Source organism: Streptomyces sp. CA-249302 (assembly GCF_050936785.1).
GTDB lineage: Bacteria > Actinomycetota > Actinomycetes > Streptomycetales > Streptomycetaceae > Streptomyces.
The window spans coordinates 10,931,449-10,947,616 of the sequence record NZ_JBNJMG010000001.1 but is presented as its reverse complement, the minus strand read 5'-3'; the positions used below and the strand labels follow the sequence as shown (position 1 = coordinate 10,947,616).

Sequence of the window (16,168 nt, the reverse complement as noted above, 5' to 3'; positions counted from 1 at the left end):
GACATGCAGCTCGACGGATCCACGACGGCGGCGACCCCGGACGGCGCGTTCGACGTCCTGGCCCTGCTCGGTGACCGCAACACGCTGCAGCGGCTGGCCGCCTTCCACATCGAAGAGGCCCGCGCGGCGGCCGACCTGGCCGCATACCGCCGGCTGCGCCGGGACGTCTTCGTGGCCGAGCAGGGGCTGTTCACCGGCGACGACCTCGACGACCGCGACCTGGACGACCGCACGATCGTCCTCGTCGCCAGGGCCAAGAACGGCGCGGTGGTCGGCGGGGTTCGTCTCGGGCCCGTCGACGACGGCCCGGACGTGGGCTGGTGGGCGGGCGGCCGGCTGGTCGTCGACCGCCGGGCCCGGGGCCCGCACGGCGTCGGCGCAGCCCTCGTCCGCGCCGCCTGCGCACGCGCGGAGGCGGCGGGGGCACTGCGCTTCGACGCGACGGTCCAGGCCCGCAACGAGCCCCTCTTCCGACGCCTGGGCTGGCGATCCGTACGACCGGTCACGGTGGCGGGCACACCCCATGTGCTGATGCGCTGGCCGATCGGCCGGATCGCGACCCAGGCGAGCGCCGCCAAGTCAGCCCTCGGCCCCCTGCTGGCGGCCCTCCACGAACCGGCGGGTCGCGCCCACGCCCAGGACCCGGTCGGCGGGGCCCAGGGGCCGGGGACGCGGGCCGTCCTCGGCGGCGCCGGCTTCGTCGGCGACGACGGCTCGCCCGTCCCCGCCACCGACGTGATCGCTGCCTGCGACGCGATCGTGCCGTCGATGGTCGAGCGTGACCCTGAGTGGGCGGGCTGGTGCTCTGTCCTGGTCAACGTCAACGACCTCGCCGCGATGGGCGCCGCACCGCTCGGGCTGCTCGACGCCCTCGGCGCCAGGGATGGCCTGCACGCGGCCCGGGTGCTGGACGGACTGGCCCGCGCCGCACGGTCGTACGGCATCCCGGTCCTCGGCGGGCACACTCAGCTCGGTGTCCCCGCAGCCTTGTCCGTGACCGCGCTCGGCCGTACCGCAAACCCGGTGCCGGGCGGTGGCGGGCGGCCGGGGCACGAGGTGCGGCTGACGGCCGACCTCGGCGGCGGCTGGCGACCGGGATACCGGGGGCGTCAGTGGGACTCGACGAGCCATCGCCGTACCGACGAACTGCGTGCCATGACCGGCGCGGTCGCCGCTGCCCGGCCCGCCGCGGCCAAGGACGTGTCGATGGCCGGGATCGCCGGGACGCTCGGCATGCTCGCCGAGGCGAGCGGCTGCCGAGCGGTCCTCGACGTGGCCGCCGTGCCGCGCCCGGCGGGTGCGGCGGTGGGCGACTGGCTGACCTGCTTCCCCGGCTACGCGATGCTCACCGCCGACGCGCCGGGCGCCCCACCGCTGCCCGCCGGGCCCGCCACGGGTGCCGTGTGCGGCGAACTGACCACTGGAGAAGGCGTCGGGCTGCGCTGGCCCGACGGCGAGATCACCGAAGCGGTCGCCTCCACGGTGACCGGGATGGGACCCGCATGAGCACGCTGCGCATGGCCGCCGTGGCCGCCGAGTTCGGCCGCGACCTGGATGAGGACTTCCTCGTCGCCGAACGGCTGATCAAGGAGGCCCGGGAGGACGGCGTACGGCTGCTCGCCCTTCCCGAGGCGTGCCTGGGCGGGTATCTGCTCAGCCTCGACGACTCCGCGGAAGTCGACGAAGGCCCGCCGGCCCTCGCCCTCGACGGCCCGGAGATCCGCCGACTGGCCGCCCTGGCCGGGGAGATGACGGTCGTAGCCGGCTACTGCGAGGCGGACACGGACGGCAACCGCTACAACAGCGTCGTCTGCGTCACCGGCGACGGCGTCCTCGGCAACCACCGCAAGGTCCACCAGCCGCTGAGCGAGGACGCCTCCTACTCCTCCGGGGACCGCTTCCACGCCTTCGACACGCCGGTCGGCCGGATCGGCATGATGATCTGCTACGACAAGGCCTTCCCGGAGTCGGCGCGAGCGCTGGCGCTGCACGGGGCGCAGATCGGGGTGTGCGTGTCGGCATGGCCGGGTGCGCGCACCAACGCGGCCGCCGATCTCGAACAGGACCGCTGGAAGCGGCGGTTCGACCTCTTCGACCGGGCCCGTGCGCTGGAGAACCAGATCGTGTGGCTGTCGGCGAACCAGGCGGGAACGTTCGGGTCGCTACGCTTCGTCGGCAGCGCCAAGGTCGTCGACCCCGGCGGCGAGATCCTCGCCGACACGGGGGTGGCGTCCGGCATCGCCGTCGCCGAACTCGACGTCGTACAGACTCTGGAAACCGCTCGCCGGTCGATGGGGCACCTGCGCGACCGGCGGCCCGAAACCTATACGTATGCAGGAGCAGTCACCGCATGAGCACCATCCGGATCGCGGCCGCGGCCGCCCACTTCGGCCGCGACCTGGAGTTCGACCTCGCCCGCATCGCCAAACTGATCGACGACGCGCGGGCCTCCGGCGCCGGACTGCTCGTGCTGCCGGACGCAGCCCTTGGCGGTTACCTGGCGGACCTGCGCCACCCGGACCCCGAGGCGCTGCCCCCGGCCCTCAAGGTCGACGATCCGCTGATCCTCCAAGTGGCCCGGATGGCCGCCGAGATGGTGGTCTGCGTCGGCTACTGCGAGGACGGCGGGGACGAGCGCTACAACGCCGCCGTCTGCGTCAGCGGCGACGGCGTCCTGGGCCGCCACCGCAAGGTCCACCTTCCGGCCGGGGAAACGGCCGCCTACTCCCCCGGCGACCGCTTCGCCGCCTTCGACACCCCGGTCGGCCGGATCGGCATGCTCATCGACTACGACAAGACGTTTCCCGAATCGGCCCGCTCGCTGGCACTGGACGGCGCCGAGATCCTCGCCTGTCTGTCGGCGTGGCCGACCAGCATCACCAATCGCGCCCCACGCATGGCCCAGGACCGCCAGGCCAGGCTCTTCGACCTCTACGACCAGGCCCGCGCCGCCGAGAACCAGGTGATCCTGGCCTCCTCGAACCAGACGGGCGCGATGGGTGGCATGCGCTTCCTCGGCCAGGCCAAGGTCGTCGGCCCCGGCGGCGACATCCTCGCCCGAACCTGGTCCAAGGCCGGCCTGGCCGTCGCCGAGGTCGACGTCACAGCAGACCTCGACCGCGCCCGCCGCATCCTGCGCCACCTCGACGAACGGCGCCCCACCGCCTACCGAGAGAGCCCGTCCTAATCCTGTCTCCGGGAGCACCCTCGTGAAAATCGCCCTGCTCAGCTACTCCACCAAGCCGCGCGGCGGGGTCGTCCACACGCTCGCCCTCGCCGAGGCACTGGCGGCGCTGGGCGAGGACGTCACCGTGTGGACGCTGGGGCGCGGTGGCGACGCGGGCTTCTTCCGACCGGTCGACCCGGCCGTACGGCTGCGGATCGTGCCGTTTCCCGACGGCCCGCCGGACGAGACCGTCGGGGCCCGCATCCTGCGCTCCATCGACACGCTCGGTGCGGCCTTCGAACCCTTCGCGGCGTCGTACGACATCGTCCACGCCCAGGACTGCATCAGCGCCAACGCGGTCGGCGGCCGCTGCGTCCGCACCGTGCACCACATCGACCACTTCACCACGCCCGAACTGGCCGCCTGCCACGAACGTGCCATCGTGGAACCCGAGGCGCACATCTGCGTATCCCGGTCGGTCGCCGAGGAACTCGCCGCCGGCTGGGGCCTGAAGCCGGCGGTCATCCCCAACGGGGTCGCCTACGAACGCTTCACGGCCACGGACCCGGCCGCCCGCGCCGACTGGCGTGCCCGGCTGGGCCGTTACGTGCTGACCGTCGGCGGCATCGAACCCCGCAAGGGCTCCCTCGACCTGTTGGAGGCGTACGCCCTGCTGTGCGCCGCCCACCCCGACGTGCGGCTGGTGATCGCAGGCGGTGAGACCCTCTTCGACTACCGCGACTACCGCGCCCGCTGGGAGCGGCGGGCGGCCGAACTCGGTGTCGAACCGGTCGTGTTGGGACAGGTCGCGGACGAGGAACTGCCCTCGCTGGTGGCCGCCGCGGGCGCCTTCGCCTTCCCCTCCGTGAAGGAGGGCTTCGGCCTCGCCGCGATGGAGGCGCTGGCCGCGGGCGTGCCCTTGGTCGTGCGGGAACTTCCGGTCCTGCGGGAGGTGTTCGGGCCGGCCGCCCGTTTCGCGTCCACCCCGCAGGCCCTCGCCGCCGCACTCGACTCGGCGCTCACCTTCGACGATCCGGCCCGGCGGACCGCCGGACGCGCCCTCGCCGCGCGGCACACCTGGGCCCAAGCCGCCCTCCGGCACGTGGAGTTCTACGACTCGCTCCGCGCCCGCACCCCAACTCACCTGTGACTTAAGGACGTCCTGGTCCTGCTGGAGCGGTCCAACGCCCCGCGGATGGCCGCCCGTCCGGCCAAGGACGTCTTCACCGACCTCGACGGGCAAACCGTCGTGGCGGGCACCGAGGCGGCCGCGCCGATGGTCCCCAGCCTCGCCGGGCCCCTGACCGCCGCGCTCGAACAGCGACGACCGATGGAGAATGGAGAAACGGCTCGAAGAGCTGCTGAAGGCACACGCGCTTCCCCAGCTCCTGACGTCGATGCCGGGCGTCGGTGTCAGGACCGCGGGCCACCTCCTCCTCGGCATCGGGGTCGGCACCAAGTCCCCCACCGCCGCCCACCTCGCCGCCTGTGCCGGACTCGCTCCTACTACCCGCAGTCCCGGCTCCTCGATACGAGGCGAACACCAGTTGAGGAGAGGAGACAAGCAGCTCAAGCGGGCTTCTTCCTCTCCGCGTGCGCCGCCCTGTCCGCCCCAGACGTGCTCTTCGCGATGCGCCGCGACGGCACCTTCTGTCGACCGCCAACCCCCATTGCCCCTTGACCGAAGTCATACGGAGCCCCCGGAGTCGTGTTGCCCCCAAGGCAGGGCATCCGGGATCGAGGGTGGGGGAAGGCTGCCCCATGGCTTTTCGCTTCCATCTCACGCAGGACGACCTCCGTCGGATTTCCCTGGCCCGCAGGACCGATCCTCTGCTGGAGACGGTCCTCAGTTTCCGTCTCCTGCAACAGCGGCATGCGGGGCCGCTGTTCACGGACTGGCAGACCTGGGCGCTGGCCCGGCTGCCCCGTTCCGCAGGCTTGCTGCGGTCCTTGGTTCCGCGCGAGGACTTCTGTCCCGACTTCCTGTCGCCGCTCGGGACCACGGACGTCGAAGAGGGCCTCGACACGGTCCTGCACACCACCAAGGCCCGCCTGCGCGCGGACTTCGACGCGCTCGCCACGCTCGGCTCCCCCGCGTGGCGCCCCCTGGCCCCGGCCTGGCTGCGAGCGGTGGCCGACGGGGAGCCACGGGCGTTACAGGCCTTGGTGGCCACGGTGAGGGACTGGTATCAGGTGCTGGTGGAACCCTTACGCGAGCACATGGAGACAACCACCGGGTCGGCACGCCTGACAGCGGGGGAACTCCTGGCGGAAGGGCTCGACTCCCTGTTGTCCGGTCTCCACCACTCGATACGGTGGCGGCCTCCCGTGCTGGAACTTCGTTGCTCGGGCTATGACTGGGACATCCGTATGGACGGCCGCGGGCTGCGGCTCATCCCCTCGTACTTCTGTCAGGGCGAGGCTCTGATCTACCTGGACCCTGCGTTGCCCCCGGCCGTGATCTACCCGATCGACCACGAGAGCGTCTGGACACCTGCGACGGAACGCCGCCGGGAGGGCTCCGGACATTCGCGCCAGACCAGGCTGGCCGCGCTGCTGGGGACGACCCGGGCCATGGTGTTGCGGGCGATCGCCGACGAGGGCGGGAGCGCGGCCGGCGATCTGGCCCAGACGACGGGCATTTCGTCCGCCACCCTGTCGCACCACACCAAAGTGCTCCGCCAGGCAGGTCTCATCACCACATCGCGCTCCGGCGGCAGTGTGCGGCACGCCGTGACGCCACTGGGCCGGCACCTGCTCGGCGGCCCGTGACACCCCGACGAAAACCACCTCGTCCACCTGCGTGTTTCGAGGAGGGTCGAAAAGGTTGGTGAGCCAGAGGCTGTAGCGCAGAATGGGACGTCCAGAGATTCTCTGTTCAACGGCTGATGACTTGGTTTTCCATCAGATGGGAGGTTCATGTCCGACGCCGAGCAGCCCGCCACTGCCAAGGCAGTCATCTCGCAGACATTCTCTACACCGGTGGCCCGGATTCCGTGTCCGTATGCGGACGAAATCAACGGCCCGCTCACCGAACTCGTCCTGGCCCGGCTCGATCCCCTGTACAAACGGCTCGGTTACAAGTCCGAGACCCCTGACGACCTGACCCGGTGGGGTGATCCGGTCGCCGACCGGCTCTCGCGGTGGGTGGTGCGGATGGCCCGGCAGTTCACGGAGGCCGTCACCGGGCGCAGCCTGGAGGCCTCCTTCGCCGCATCGATGACCAGGGAACGCGGCGATGTGCCGTCGGAGGCCGACAGCAGGTCCGTGCGGATCGCCGTGAGCCGCAGCTGGGCGAGCGTCTACCGCAAGGGCGACCGGCACGAACCGCACTTCCACCCGAACACGGCGCTGGCCGCGGTCTACTACGTGACGGCTCCCGAGTCCTGCGAAATCGACCTCCTGGACCCACGCCCGGCCGTGGACTACTACGACCCCGGGATCTCGCTGGCCGGTGACGGCCACCGCGTCCGGATGAGTTGCTCGCCGGGCGAACTGCTCCTGTTTCCCGGCTGGCTCAAACACGGCGTTCCGGAATTCCAGGACGGGTCCGTACGCATATCCGTCTCGTGGAATCTCAACTACGCCGTCGTCCACTGATCAGTGCCGCGCAATTCTTGCGGTCTTTCCTGCCTTCTTGGCAATGACGCACCCTTTCACGCCCAAAGGAACGCACGTAAGAGAAGGGAAAAGACATGCGCAACATAGAGCTCTTTTCGACCGACACCGACGACGGCGTCGTATCGGTCGTGGCGAAGACCGGTCGGGGCGAGCACCGCACGGTCAAGCAGATCCGGGTCGGCAACGCGCCGCGCGGCGGGGTGAAGTTCACCAAGAGCGGTCGTGGCTTCGTCTGCAACACCAGTCAGAACACGCTCTCCGAGATCGACGCCGTCGCCCTCACGGAGGTGCGGCGGATCGAGGTCGGTCACGGCCCGCGCGGCCTGGGCATCGTGCCCGGCGAGAAGTACCTGCTGGTGAGCAACTCCGGTTCCGACAGTGTCTCGATCGTCGACCTGGGGCTCAGCACCGAGCTGACACAGATCCCGGTCGGTCGCGACCCCCGTCACATGGGCATCAGCGCCGACGGCACCGTGGCCTACGTGTGCGTCTGGGGCGACGGCTACGTCAGCAAGCTCGACATCAGCGGCCTGGCGAACGGTGACGCGGCGGCCGTGCACGAGATCGCGCGCATCCCGGTCGACCGTGCCGCGCACCCGTACAGCCTCAACATCGACCCCAGCGGACGGCGGGTCTTCGTCGCCAACACCCAGGCCTCGTACGTCACGGTGATCGACGTGGCGACGGACGAGACGCACCGGGTGGACCTCGGCCACATCGGCGGCCGGGCCGTGGCCTTCAGCGACGACGGCAAGTACGCGCTCGTCACCGTCGAGACCGTCAGCCGTATCTACGTCATCGACGTCGACACGCTGGAGGTCACCCGGCACATCCCGGTCGGTCCCGGCCCGCGCGGACTCGTGGTGGACGCGGTCGACAAGACGGCGTACGTCACGAACTTCGCCCGGGTCGGCTTCACGATGGCCTCGGAGAACCCGGCGTACGCGTCCAACACCCTCACCATGGTGGACCTGGACTCCGCACCGCTCGACCGTCCGGAGGGCGAGTTCGAGTACGAGGAGATCTTCGTCGGCTACGGGCCGTGCAGCGTCGTGATGTTCGACCTCGACACCATCCCCGAGGACGAACGGCTGCGGCGCGCGGAGCACATCGACGCCTGACACCGTCCCGAACCCACCTGACGTGGTCCGCCGCCGTGCCGCCGTCCGGCACGGCGGCGGAGCACCGTCACCGTCCTCCGGGGAGCCAGTCGATGGTCGAAGTCACGTTCTCTCAGGTGCAGCCGTGGTCGCTGGTGCCGGATCCGCCCCGGGCCGACCGGGCCGGCGCGCGGGCCGAACGGGACGCCTACCGCAAGCACTTCCGGTACAAGCGCATCACCCGTCTGCCGGTCGACTGTCCACCGTGGGTCCTCGGCCAGGAACTCGGCTGGCTGGTGCGGTCACCTGTGTCCATCGACATGGCACCGCTCGGAGACCTGGACTTCGACGTGCCACCCGACGAGGAACTCCGTGACGTGGGACGGAAGATCAACCGCAGCGAGGTGTGGCACCGCGGCGACGGCTGGATCGCCACCCGCGACAGCAGCTGGCTGCGGACGTACGACTACCGGAGCGACGACGACAACTGGGAGAGCATGTTCCTGCCCAACGGCCTGGGCACGGTCGAGTGGCGGCTCGGCTGGGGTGTCACGATCCCCGAGCGCTACTTCCTGATGGTCATGGACGTGGCCGTACCCGGTCTGGAGGTTCCGCTCGGCGTGATCCCGGCCAGGGCCGCGAACGGCATGGCCGAGCGCGGCGGCTTCAGCGTCGCGGTCCGGCCGACCCGCCCCGTCAGCCTGCGCCGGGGCGACCCGATCGCCCGGCTGGTGCTGCTCCACGCCGACTCGCTGCGTTCGTCCACCGGCCGTCCGGCCCCGGAAGGGAGCACCGATGACCGTTGAGCCGGTGACCGAGGGCGGCGAGGAGGCCGCCGTCGCAAGGACGGGCCTTGCCGTGCTCGCCCGGTCGTCCGTGGGCGGCCTGCTGGCCATCGCCTTCCTCAGCCGGGTCACGGCCGCGGTGCTGCCCATCACCCTGCTGGTCGGCCTGGCCCAGACGTACGGGTACGGCAGGGCCGGCATCGTCAACGGGAGCGGCACGCTGGTGCTGGCGCTCCTGGTGCCGCTGCGCGGTCGGGTCCTCGACCGTTTCGGCCACCGAAGGCCCCTGCTCCTCATGGCCGCGACCGCGACGACCCTCATGTCGCTGGCCGCCGTGAGCGTCGGGCTGCGTTGGCCCTGGTGGTCGCCGTTGCTGTTCGTCGTCGCCGCGAGTATGACCAGTCCGCCGCTCAACGCGGCGCTGCGATCGTCCTGGCGCACTCTGGTGGACGGTCAGAAGGAGCTCAAGACGGTGCACTCGGCGGACTCGGTCCTGGAGGAGGCCGGGTTCGTGGTGGCGCCGCTGGCGGCGGGGCTCGCCATCCTGGTGTTCGGCGCGCGGCACGCGTACGAGGTGACGGTCGGCTGCTATGTCCTGGTCGTCATCGGATATCTGGTGATGGCCCGGCGCTGGGGGCTGAGCCGCCCGGCGACCGGCGCGGCACCCGTACCGGCCGACCGCAGATCTGTCCGGCGGCGCTGGCTGGGGCCCCTGGCGGAGCCACGGATGTTGATGATTCTGCTGCCGCTGCTGGTCATGGGATGCGTGTTCGGCGGCATGGGCGTCTACACGCCTGCCTACACCGAACACGTGGACGCGGTGGCCTGGCTCGGGCCGCTCCTCGCCGCGATCAGCGTCGGCGGAGTCGTCGGTGGCATCGCCTACGGTCTCGTACCGTGGGAAGCGGATCTGTGGCACAAATTCCGACTCCTTGTCCTGGGGTTCGCTCTGCCGGCCTGTTTCTTGTTCGCGGCGCGGTCCCTCTGGCTGCTGGCCGCACTCCTGCTGTGCGCGGGACTGTTCGTCACACCGCTCTTCATCAACGCCTTCCTGCTGGTCGACGCGACGGTGACGGACGACGTGCGCAACGAGGCGAACACCTGGGTGGGTGCGAGCACGGACATCGCGAACGGTGTCATCGCGATGCTGGTCGGCGCCCTGGTGGCCGGACAGCACTGGCAGACCACCAGACTGCTGCTGAGCGGCTGCGCCTTCGCGGGCGTTCTGTTGGCGCTCCTGTGGCGCGGTCCGGCACAATCACCGCAGTCTCCCGGGGACCGGGAGCAATTACAGGAGTCCTGTCCCCAGGAGAGAGCCGGGAGTTGAGCGGGTAGTGCGACCGAGCGAGGACCGGGCCGCGGTGCCCCTGTCGCAGGCCGAGGCCCGGGCGATCGCGGTCCGCTCGGCCCGGCCGGACCCTGTGGGCGAGGGCGGCATGCCGGGCGTACTGCGGCATCTGGGTGCAGTGCAGTTGGACTCGATCAGCACGCTCGCGCGTGCCCACCAGCTCACCCTGGCGGCTCGGCTGCCAGGCGCGACGGGGACAGCGGTGGACGAGGTCCTGTGGGCGGACAACGGCGAGCCCTTGGCGTTCGACTTCCCGGCCCATGCACTGGCTCTCGTACCGGTCGAGGACTGGCCGCTGTGGGCGTTCCGACGGCGGGCGACCCGTCTGCGCCGCGAATACCCGGACCGGGCGACGGCTCGGGCGGTGCTGGAACGCGTCGCGGCGGACGGGCCGTTGACCTTGCGGAAGATCAGGGGGGACGAGGCGGGCGGGGGCGGTGGCTGGGACTGGGGCCCGGTCAAGACCGCCGTGGAGTTCCTCGTCTGGTCGGGGGAACTCGCCTGCGTACACCGTGACCGCTGGCAGCGGCTGTTCGGTCTTCCGGAGCGGGCTGTTCCGGCACGTTTCCTGACCGACGCGCTGAGCGACGACGAGTGCCTGCTGCGCTTGCTGGAGAAGGCCGGACGCGTCCTCGGCGTCGCGACCGGCGACAGCCTCGCCGACTACATCCGGATCCGCCCCGCCCGCGCCACCACGCTGCTCCCCGGGACGTCCCTGGTCCCGGTGGCCGTCGAGGGGTGGGACTCCGTCGCCTGGGGCCACCCGGCCGCGCTCGCGGACGAACGGAAGCTGGAGCAACGGGCCGAGTTCATCGGCCCGTTCGACAACCTGATCTGGCACCGGCCGCGGGTCGACCGGCTCTTCGGCTTCAACCAGGTCCTGGAGGCCTACAAGCCCGCGGCACGGCGCGTGCACGGGTACTACGTCTGCCCTCTGCTCGTCGGCGACAGGCTCGTCGGCCGGGCGGATCTGGCCCGCAGGGACGGAACGCTCACCGTCCTGCGCGCCTCCGTGGACAACCTGGGCGAGGCCGTCGTCGACGGTTTCGCCGAGGCCTGTCATCGCATGGCTGCAGTCGTCTGCCCAGGTGACGCGCGCACGGTCGTGATGGACGACGCGGCCGACCCCGCAACCGTGCGGGCGTTGCGCTCGGCTTTACTGCGGATGGCCGGGCGGCCCTCATCCGCCGTGCTTGAGGACCGGTCCGTGACGTGATCCCGTTGCCGGGGCGGTTCAGTGGAGCAGCCGGCCTGTCCCGAGTCGGGTGGAAGTCCGTCGCCGCCTCCAAGGGCATGTCAGCGGGCCCAAGGACGCAGGACTTGCTGCGCTATCGGGCGCCGATGCCGGCCCTGTCGCCACTCTCGCCGCCGCGATCGTGACTGTCCTGGCGCAGGCACGAGCGCAGCGTGATCAGTGGCGCGCGGGGAGACAGCAACCGCAACGCCGAGGACACCCTCCTGGCTGCCGAACGAGAGCGCATTCTCTACCGAGCGGTGAAGGACTTCCGCCTCGCAGTCCGCAGCGTCCTCGGCAACACGGACGGACACAACGAATCCTCACCGGAACCCTCGCCGAGCAGGGCGAACCGCTGACTCGTACAGCAGGAGCAGTACGGCGCCGAGGCGGACGTCCGTAACGTGCCGCGGGGCGCCGGCTGAGGCAAGCCGTGAACCGCTTGCCGAACCGTGGCTCGCCCGGGGTGTGTTCCCCACCCGGTGCCCGTCCGGGTTTCGTCTCAGTACCTCGTCCGGCCTGCGCCAACGCAGGTCGGACGAGGTATGGCGGTAGCTGGGGGTTCGGGGAGCAGGCCGTGCTGTCGCCGCCGCCTCAGCTCAAGCGGTCCTTGGCCTTGTAGTAGGCGCCGCCGAACGGCAGGAACCAGGCGGTGCCGTTGCAGAAGGGCACGGGCACCTTGGGGAAGCCGAGGCCGCGCAGAGGGTTGGCGCCCGGCTTGCCGTCCATCATCTCGGCGACCGCGCGACCCATGTACGTGGCCATCTGGACGCCGTGTCCGCAGTAACCCATCAAGTAGTAGAGACCCTTGGCGCCCTCGGCCTCGCCCGCGTGCGGGATCCGGTCCCAGGAGAAGCCGGCCGTGCCGCCCCAGACGTAGTCGATCCGGACGTCGGAGAGTTGGGGGAAGATCTCCGTCATCTCCCGCTTCGGGATGTCCCCGCTCTTGACGTCGGAGGCCGGGTTGGACGGGGCGAAGCGGGCCCGGCCGCCGAAGGCGAGGCGGTGGTCCGGCGTGAGCCTGATGTAGTGGCCGCCGAGGAACTCCTGCACGAACTCAGCCCCGCAGAGCGGCTGGTGCTGCGCAGCCAACACCACGTCAAAGCGGCCATCCGAGCCCTCGACCGCGACCTTGAACACGAACACCATGCCACTGTCGATCTCAGGAACGCCCGCAACCTGAATCCCGGTGACCTCGACGACCGCGATCGTGCCCGTCTGCGCTACTTCGCCCGGTATCTCGACCGGGTCCGGGACCGCACCCGCGAACTCGCCTCCCACCTCAACCGGGGGCGCCGTATCCGCGACAACGAGCTCGACAACGCCCGCACGCTGGCCCACGACATCGCCCACGCCCGTGAACTCGTTTCCCCCAACCCTGCCCTGGACCGCGCCCGCGACCTCAACCACGGACTCAACCGCGAACTCGACCCTGCCTCTGCCCACGCCCGGATCGTCATCATCGACATCCGCAGCACCGAAGTCCTGCGGGCCATCGGCGAAGTACTGCGCCAGCAGCCCCCGACGCTCGACGCGCCCTCGCTGTATACGCTGCTGGACGACTTCACCACCGCCGACCTGACCGGCCTCGACAGCGGCACGTGGATCATCCGATCCGGCACCGCCCCTCTGCGCGACTACGCCGAACTGCAGACCGCTGTGCCCTTCCCACTCCACAGGCGACCGCCCAGCCCTAGCCCCCTTGCAGAGCACAACACGAACCGGCACCTCCTCCTCCAGCCACCGCAGGAGTGGGGAGGTGCCGAGCTGCGCATGCCGAATACGGGTGGCAATCCAGTCGCGCCAACGAGCCATCAGCTCGCAGGCCTGCTGCGGCCGGTCGCATGAGCGGGATCCTGGTCACCCTCGCGGCCGGGGCCTACAAAGGTTGCGAAGTGGCCAGAGGCCCTCGCCATTCCCGTCGAAGCAGCCCGGGTCGTACAGGCACGTCCCACCACCCACCAAGGCCGAACTGGCGTTGCAGCCCGGCCCCGGGACAATGAACCCTGGGACGGTCCCCCGAAGTGGACTTGGCGGCGGCCAGCCAGCACGGGCGGGCCCGGGGCACGCCGAGTGGGCATACCTTCGCCGGCGAGCTCGACGAAGCAGTCGGATGCGGGGGCGGGGACGGGCGTTCCTCCCGTGCCCGCTCAGCTCTGTGCAGAGCCTGCGGTTCCACGCTGCCAGGACTTCGGGATCTTGGAGTCGTCCGGTTCCGGGTCCGGGCGTCCCACTTCCGACAGAGTCTCGCGGGCGCGTGCGTCAACGAAGCGGGTCACGAGATGCTGGGCAGCCCCGAAAATAACGGCCCAGGCGACTATTTGCGGGCTGGAATCCAGATCGCTCAGGCCGGGGATGAATGCCCCCCTGATGAGCACCACTCCTACGAACGCGGTAAGAGCTCCGGTGGGGAATTTGAGCAGGGCCGCCGACAAGGGAAGCATATAAGGACTGCTCGTCCCCTGAATCCGACGCAGAGACGCGATGACGGTCAGGGCTGCGCCAGCCAGTCCTGCCGCCTCGGTGACGAGGACGTCGACGTGCCGGGCATAGTCACTCGGAACAAAATTCGGGTTGCGAGGGACTTCCCCGGAAGGGCATGCGGCAAAATTCTTTCCCTCAGGGAGAAAACACATGTTGAGCGAGTCGGGGCAGTACCAGCCCCAGACTTCGAGCCCACCCGCACCGAGGAGAACGAAGAAGGTCGCAATCCGCAGGATCGTGCTGAGGCTGCGTACTCTGCTGAACTCGGCGTCCAGCGCATCGTACGAAGCGGCCAAAGCAAGGACAAGGAACCCCCGATCTCCCGGCAGGGGTCCCTTCGTCTCCATACGCTCCACGACTGCCCCCACCTTCACCCGTAGTGGGTCGCCGGGGCGAAGGTGCTGTTCCATGTGGCTTGATACGTCAACGCTTCGGCTGATCAAGTCTTGTTCCGGACACAGGCTGAGCAGCATCACGTCGGTGGCGCGCACATTGGCCCAGGCCCTCTCGAGAGCTGCGGCTCCCGAGAAGAGGTGGCGCCGGGCGGAGATCGCGTTTCCTGCCTCTTCCAGTTGCCGTGCGATCCCCTCCAATGTCTTTTCCCGCTGGCATTGCTCAGCTCGGTCACTTACTACCCGGCATCTCTCGCGATCTGCTTGCTGTTCCAGGTAGAGAATGCGTGCGGAAGCCCGCTCGCGCCAGGCTGTTTTGTGGGCCCTGAACAGCCCTTTAGGAATTTTAGGGAGCTGAGCGGCGTTCTTACGTCTCGTCGGCTTGTAGGGGTGATCACGCGTCGTTTGATCTGACGTTAGCGTGTTCCCGAGAATGAGCGAGGCGATCCACAGGAGAATGAAGAGAGAGACGCTTCCCCTGGCCTTCTTCTGGGTTTCTGTACCGTTGAATACTTTCCCGTTGGTCATCCCGACCTCCAGCAAAGGCTTCCCCTCCCAGCGTAGGACGGACAGCCAGCAGGTGCACGTCAAGAACCTGTCGCGCTGCGCAACGGCTTCTTGAAGGGCCGTGCTGTGATGGCGGACCTGATCGGCATCCAAGGTGCACAGGATGAATATGCCAGTTTCAGCAACACCGTGGGATGTCATGCCTTCCACACCGAAGCGGCGTTCTCCGGCGGCGAGGTGCCGTTCACCTCTGCGAGCGGTGTCGCACCTCACCATCTGGTGCCAGCGCCTGGGCAACCACTGCCGGCCGGGCTCGCCATCCCGCAGCACTGGCAGAAGCGGAGGTGACGTTCCCGGAGTCGGCTTGCGCGGCGAACCGTGGCGTGTCGTGGGGGCCGAGCCCACAACTGGCGTTATGGCGGAGTGAGGCGGCCGTTGTGAACGCGGGTGCCGGCCTGCTTGAGGCGGCGTAGGACCGGGACCACGTCCACCTGGGTGACGGCAGGGAGCGCACCGACGGCGTCGGCCACGTAGGCGTAGAGGTCGTCCGTGGTACGGCAGGTGACGGTGACCAGGAGGTTCGCCGAGCCGGTGACGGCGGCGGCGAAGGTGGTCTCGGGGTGACGCGAGAGTGCCTCGCCGGTGGTCCGCAGGCTGCCCGGGTTGACGGTGAGCCACAGATAGGCGATGGCGTGGAAGCCGAAGCGGGCGTAGGCGAGGTCTACGGCCAGGTAGAGGGCCCGTCCTCGGAGCAGTTCCTCCAGGCGGGAGGAGACGCCGGCCCTGGGCCAGCCGGTGGTGCGGGCCAGGTCCAGCACGCCGGTGCGCCCGTCCAGCGCGAGTTGTGTCAGCAGCGGGGCATCCGCCTCGCTGAGCAGTTCCGCGCGCGGGTCGGATGCCTGCTGCGCCGGGGCGTCGTCGCCGTGCAGCAGCTGGATCTCGGCGGGGGTGAGTGGTTCGTCGAACGCCCGCCACTTGGCCTCGGGTCCCAGGTGGACGTGGAGTACGGCGTAGGCATGAAAGCCCAGCACTCTGGCGGTGCGCGGCAGCCGGTGCAGCACCGAGCCCTGCGGGTGGGCAGGGTCGCTGCGGGTCTGGCAGACGATCTCGGCCCCGCCGGAGGTGATGCTGACGTAGGCGGTGTCCTCGCGTGCGGCCAGGGCTTCGGCCAGGGCTTCGGCGGCGTCGGGGCGGCACTGGACCCGTACGAACCAGGTTTGCTCGCGTGATCCGCCGTGGCTGGGCAGGGCTCGGACGCGCACGGCGCCATCGGCCACCAGCGTGCGGTAGCGCCGCGCCACGGTTTGCTCCGAGACGCCCGCGACCCGCGCGATACGACGGAAGGAGGCCCGGCCGTCCTGAAGCAGGCACTGCACGATCCGGCGGTCAATCTGATCCATGACGGAACTATAGGCAGCAGCACGGACCGTCCATGGAGGTTCTGCTCTGTTTCGCGCCTATGACTGCTGGTCCGGGCCGGGCGGCGGTCACAGTGGAGGCATCTCCGATTCCACCGCCCCTCCAGAGGAAC

The 16,168-nt window shown here is 69.9% G+C and carries 14 protein-coding genes and 2 pseudogenes; 13 read left to right on the top strand and 3 right to left on the bottom strand.

Annotation, left to right across the window (positions count from 1 at the left end):
- Window positions 1–3 precede the first annotated feature (3 nt).
- From ACQEWB_RS49570 to ACQEWB_RS49520, 11 genes and pseudogenes are all read left to right on the top strand, one after another.
- Window positions 4–1,506: an MSMEG_0567/sll0787 family protein gene (locus ACQEWB_RS49570; protein WP_432843528.1), complete on the top strand. Its 1,503-nt coding sequence runs from the start codon at window positions 4–6 to the stop codon at window positions 1,504–1,506.
- Window positions 1,503–2,354, top strand: coding sequence for a carbon-nitrogen hydrolase family protein (locus ACQEWB_RS49565; protein ID WP_432843526.1), 852 nt, complete (start codon window positions 1,503–1,505; stop codon window positions 2,352–2,354). The genes ACQEWB_RS49570 and ACQEWB_RS49565 overlap by 4 nt, the downstream gene beginning before the upstream one ends.
- Window positions 2,351–3,187: a carbon-nitrogen hydrolase family protein gene (locus ACQEWB_RS49560; protein WP_432843524.1), complete on the top strand. Its 837-nt coding sequence runs from the start codon at window positions 2,351–2,353 to the stop codon at window positions 3,185–3,187. Before ACQEWB_RS49565 ends, ACQEWB_RS49560 begins: the two co-directional genes overlap by 4 nt.
- 22 nt (window positions 3,188–3,209) lie before the next feature.
- A complete protein-coding gene (locus tag ACQEWB_RS49555) occupies window positions 3,210–4,316 on the top strand; it encodes an MSMEG_0565 family glycosyltransferase (protein WP_432843522.1) in 1,107 nt (368 codons plus the stop codon).
- Window positions 4,317–4,328: 12 nt separating this feature from the next.
- Window positions 4,329–4,847: pseudogene (locus ACQEWB_RS49550) on the top strand (transposase); the annotation flags it as partial.
- A gap of 80 nt (window positions 4,848–4,927) precedes the next feature.
- The gene (locus ACQEWB_RS49545; RefSeq protein ID WP_432843520.1) at window positions 4,928–5,938 is read left to right on the top strand and encodes an ArsR/SmtB family transcription factor; all 1,011 of its coding nucleotides are present in this window, start codon (window positions 4,928–4,930) and stop codon (window positions 5,936–5,938) included.
- A 147-nt stretch (window positions 5,939–6,085) separates the two neighbouring features.
- A complete protein-coding gene (locus tag ACQEWB_RS49540) occupies window positions 6,086–6,766 on the top strand; it encodes a TIGR02466 family protein (protein ID WP_432843518.1) in 681 nt (226 codons plus the stop codon).
- 95 nt (window positions 6,767–6,861) lie between these two features.
- Window positions 6,862–7,908 (top strand): YncE family protein, encoded by a 1,047-nt coding sequence (locus tag ACQEWB_RS49535; protein ID WP_432843516.1) that lies wholly within the window; start codon window positions 6,862–6,864, stop codon window positions 7,906–7,908.
- 92 nt (window positions 7,909–8,000) lie between these two features.
- A complete protein-coding gene (locus ACQEWB_RS49530; protein ID WP_432843514.1) occupies window positions 8,001–8,693 on the top strand; it encodes a hypothetical protein in 693 nt (230 codons plus the stop codon).
- The gene (locus tag ACQEWB_RS49525; protein WP_432843512.1) at window positions 8,683–9,999 is read left to right on the top strand and encodes an MFS transporter; all 1,317 of its coding nucleotides are present in this window, start codon (window positions 8,683–8,685) and stop codon (window positions 9,997–9,999) included. The genes ACQEWB_RS49530 and ACQEWB_RS49525 overlap by 11 nt, the downstream gene beginning before the upstream one ends.
- Before the next feature lie 7 nt (window positions 10,000–10,006).
- Window positions 10,007–11,236, top strand: coding sequence for a DNA glycosylase AlkZ-like family protein (locus ACQEWB_RS49520; protein WP_432843510.1), 1,230 nt, complete (start codon window positions 10,007–10,009; stop codon window positions 11,234–11,236).
- 612 nt (window positions 11,237–11,848) lie between these two features.
- Here ACQEWB_RS49520 and ACQEWB_RS49515 read toward each other — a convergent pair.
- Window positions 11,849–12,289 (bottom strand): annotated as a pseudogene (locus ACQEWB_RS49515) (NAD(P)/FAD-dependent oxidoreductase); the annotation flags it as partial.
- On the opposite strand from ACQEWB_RS49515, the gene ACQEWB_RS49510 reads away from it, so the two are divergent.
- Window positions 12,284–13,102, top strand: a complete 819-nt coding sequence (locus tag ACQEWB_RS49510; RefSeq protein ID WP_432843508.1) for a hypothetical protein — start codon at window positions 12,284–12,286, stop codon at window positions 13,100–13,102. The pseudogene ACQEWB_RS49515 and the gene ACQEWB_RS49510 overlap by 6 nt on opposite strands.
- A gap of 302 nt (window positions 13,103–13,404) precedes the next feature.
- Here the strand turns inward: ACQEWB_RS49510 and ACQEWB_RS49505 are convergent, their stop codons facing one another.
- A complete protein-coding gene (locus tag ACQEWB_RS49505; protein ID WP_432843506.1) occupies window positions 13,405–14,658 on the bottom strand; it encodes a hypothetical protein in 1,254 nt (417 codons plus the stop codon).
- A gap of 108 nt (window positions 14,659–14,766) precedes the next feature.
- Between ACQEWB_RS49505 and ACQEWB_RS49500 the strand changes: the two genes are divergently transcribed.
- Window positions 14,767–14,985 carry a hypothetical protein gene (locus tag ACQEWB_RS49500; protein WP_432843504.1) on the top strand — a complete coding sequence of 73 codons (219 nt, stop codon included), beginning with the start codon at window positions 14,767–14,769 and terminating at the stop codon, window positions 14,983–14,985.
- A 65-nt stretch (window positions 14,986–15,050) separates the two neighbouring features.
- Here ACQEWB_RS49500 and ACQEWB_RS49495 read toward each other — a convergent pair whose 3' ends face one another.
- Window positions 15,051–16,037, bottom strand: a complete 987-nt coding sequence (locus ACQEWB_RS49495; RefSeq protein WP_432843502.1) for an Lrp/AsnC family transcriptional regulator — start codon at window positions 16,035–16,037, stop codon at window positions 15,051–15,053.
- Between the last annotated feature and the right edge of the window lie 131 nt (window positions 16,038–16,168).

Bases quoted from the DNA above. Each gene is read 5' to 3' on its own strand.
- ACQEWB_RS49570 (WP_432843528.1), top strand. From the start codon at position 4: ATGCAGCTCGACGGATCCACGACGGCGGCGACCCCGGACGGCGCGTTC.
- ACQEWB_RS49565 (WP_432843526.1), top strand. From the start codon at position 1,503: ATGAGCACGCTGCGCATGGCCGCCGTGGCCGCCGAGTTCGGCCGCGAC.
- ACQEWB_RS49560 (WP_432843524.1), top strand. From the start codon at position 2,351: ATGAGCACCATCCGGATCGCGGCCGCGGCCGCCCACTTCGGCCGCGAC.
- ACQEWB_RS49545 (WP_432843520.1), top strand. From the start codon at position 4,928: ATGGCTTTTCGCTTCCATCTCACGCAGGACGACCTCCGTCGGATTTCC.
- ACQEWB_RS49540 (WP_432843518.1), top strand. From the start codon at position 6,086: ATGTCCGACGCCGAGCAGCCCGCCACTGCCAAGGCAGTCATCTCGCAG.
- ACQEWB_RS49535 (WP_432843516.1), top strand. From the start codon at position 6,862: ATGCGCAACATAGAGCTCTTTTCGACCGACACCGACGACGGCGTCGTA.
- ACQEWB_RS49530 (WP_432843514.1), top strand. From the start codon at position 8,001: ATGGTCGAAGTCACGTTCTCTCAGGTGCAGCCGTGGTCGCTGGTGCCG.
- ACQEWB_RS49525 (WP_432843512.1), top strand. From the start codon at position 8,683: ATGACCGTTGAGCCGGTGACCGAGGGCGGCGAGGAGGCCGCCGTCGCA.
- ACQEWB_RS49505 (WP_432843506.1), bottom strand. From the start codon at position 14,658: ATGACCAACGGGAAAGTATTCAACGGTACAGAAACCCAGAAGAAGGCC.
- ACQEWB_RS49500 (WP_432843504.1), top strand. From the start codon at position 14,767: ATGGCGGACCTGATCGGCATCCAAGGTGCACAGGATGAATATGCCAGT.
- ACQEWB_RS49495 (WP_432843502.1), bottom strand. From the start codon at position 16,037: ATGGATCAGATTGACCGCCGGATCGTGCAGTGCCTGCTTCAGGACGGC.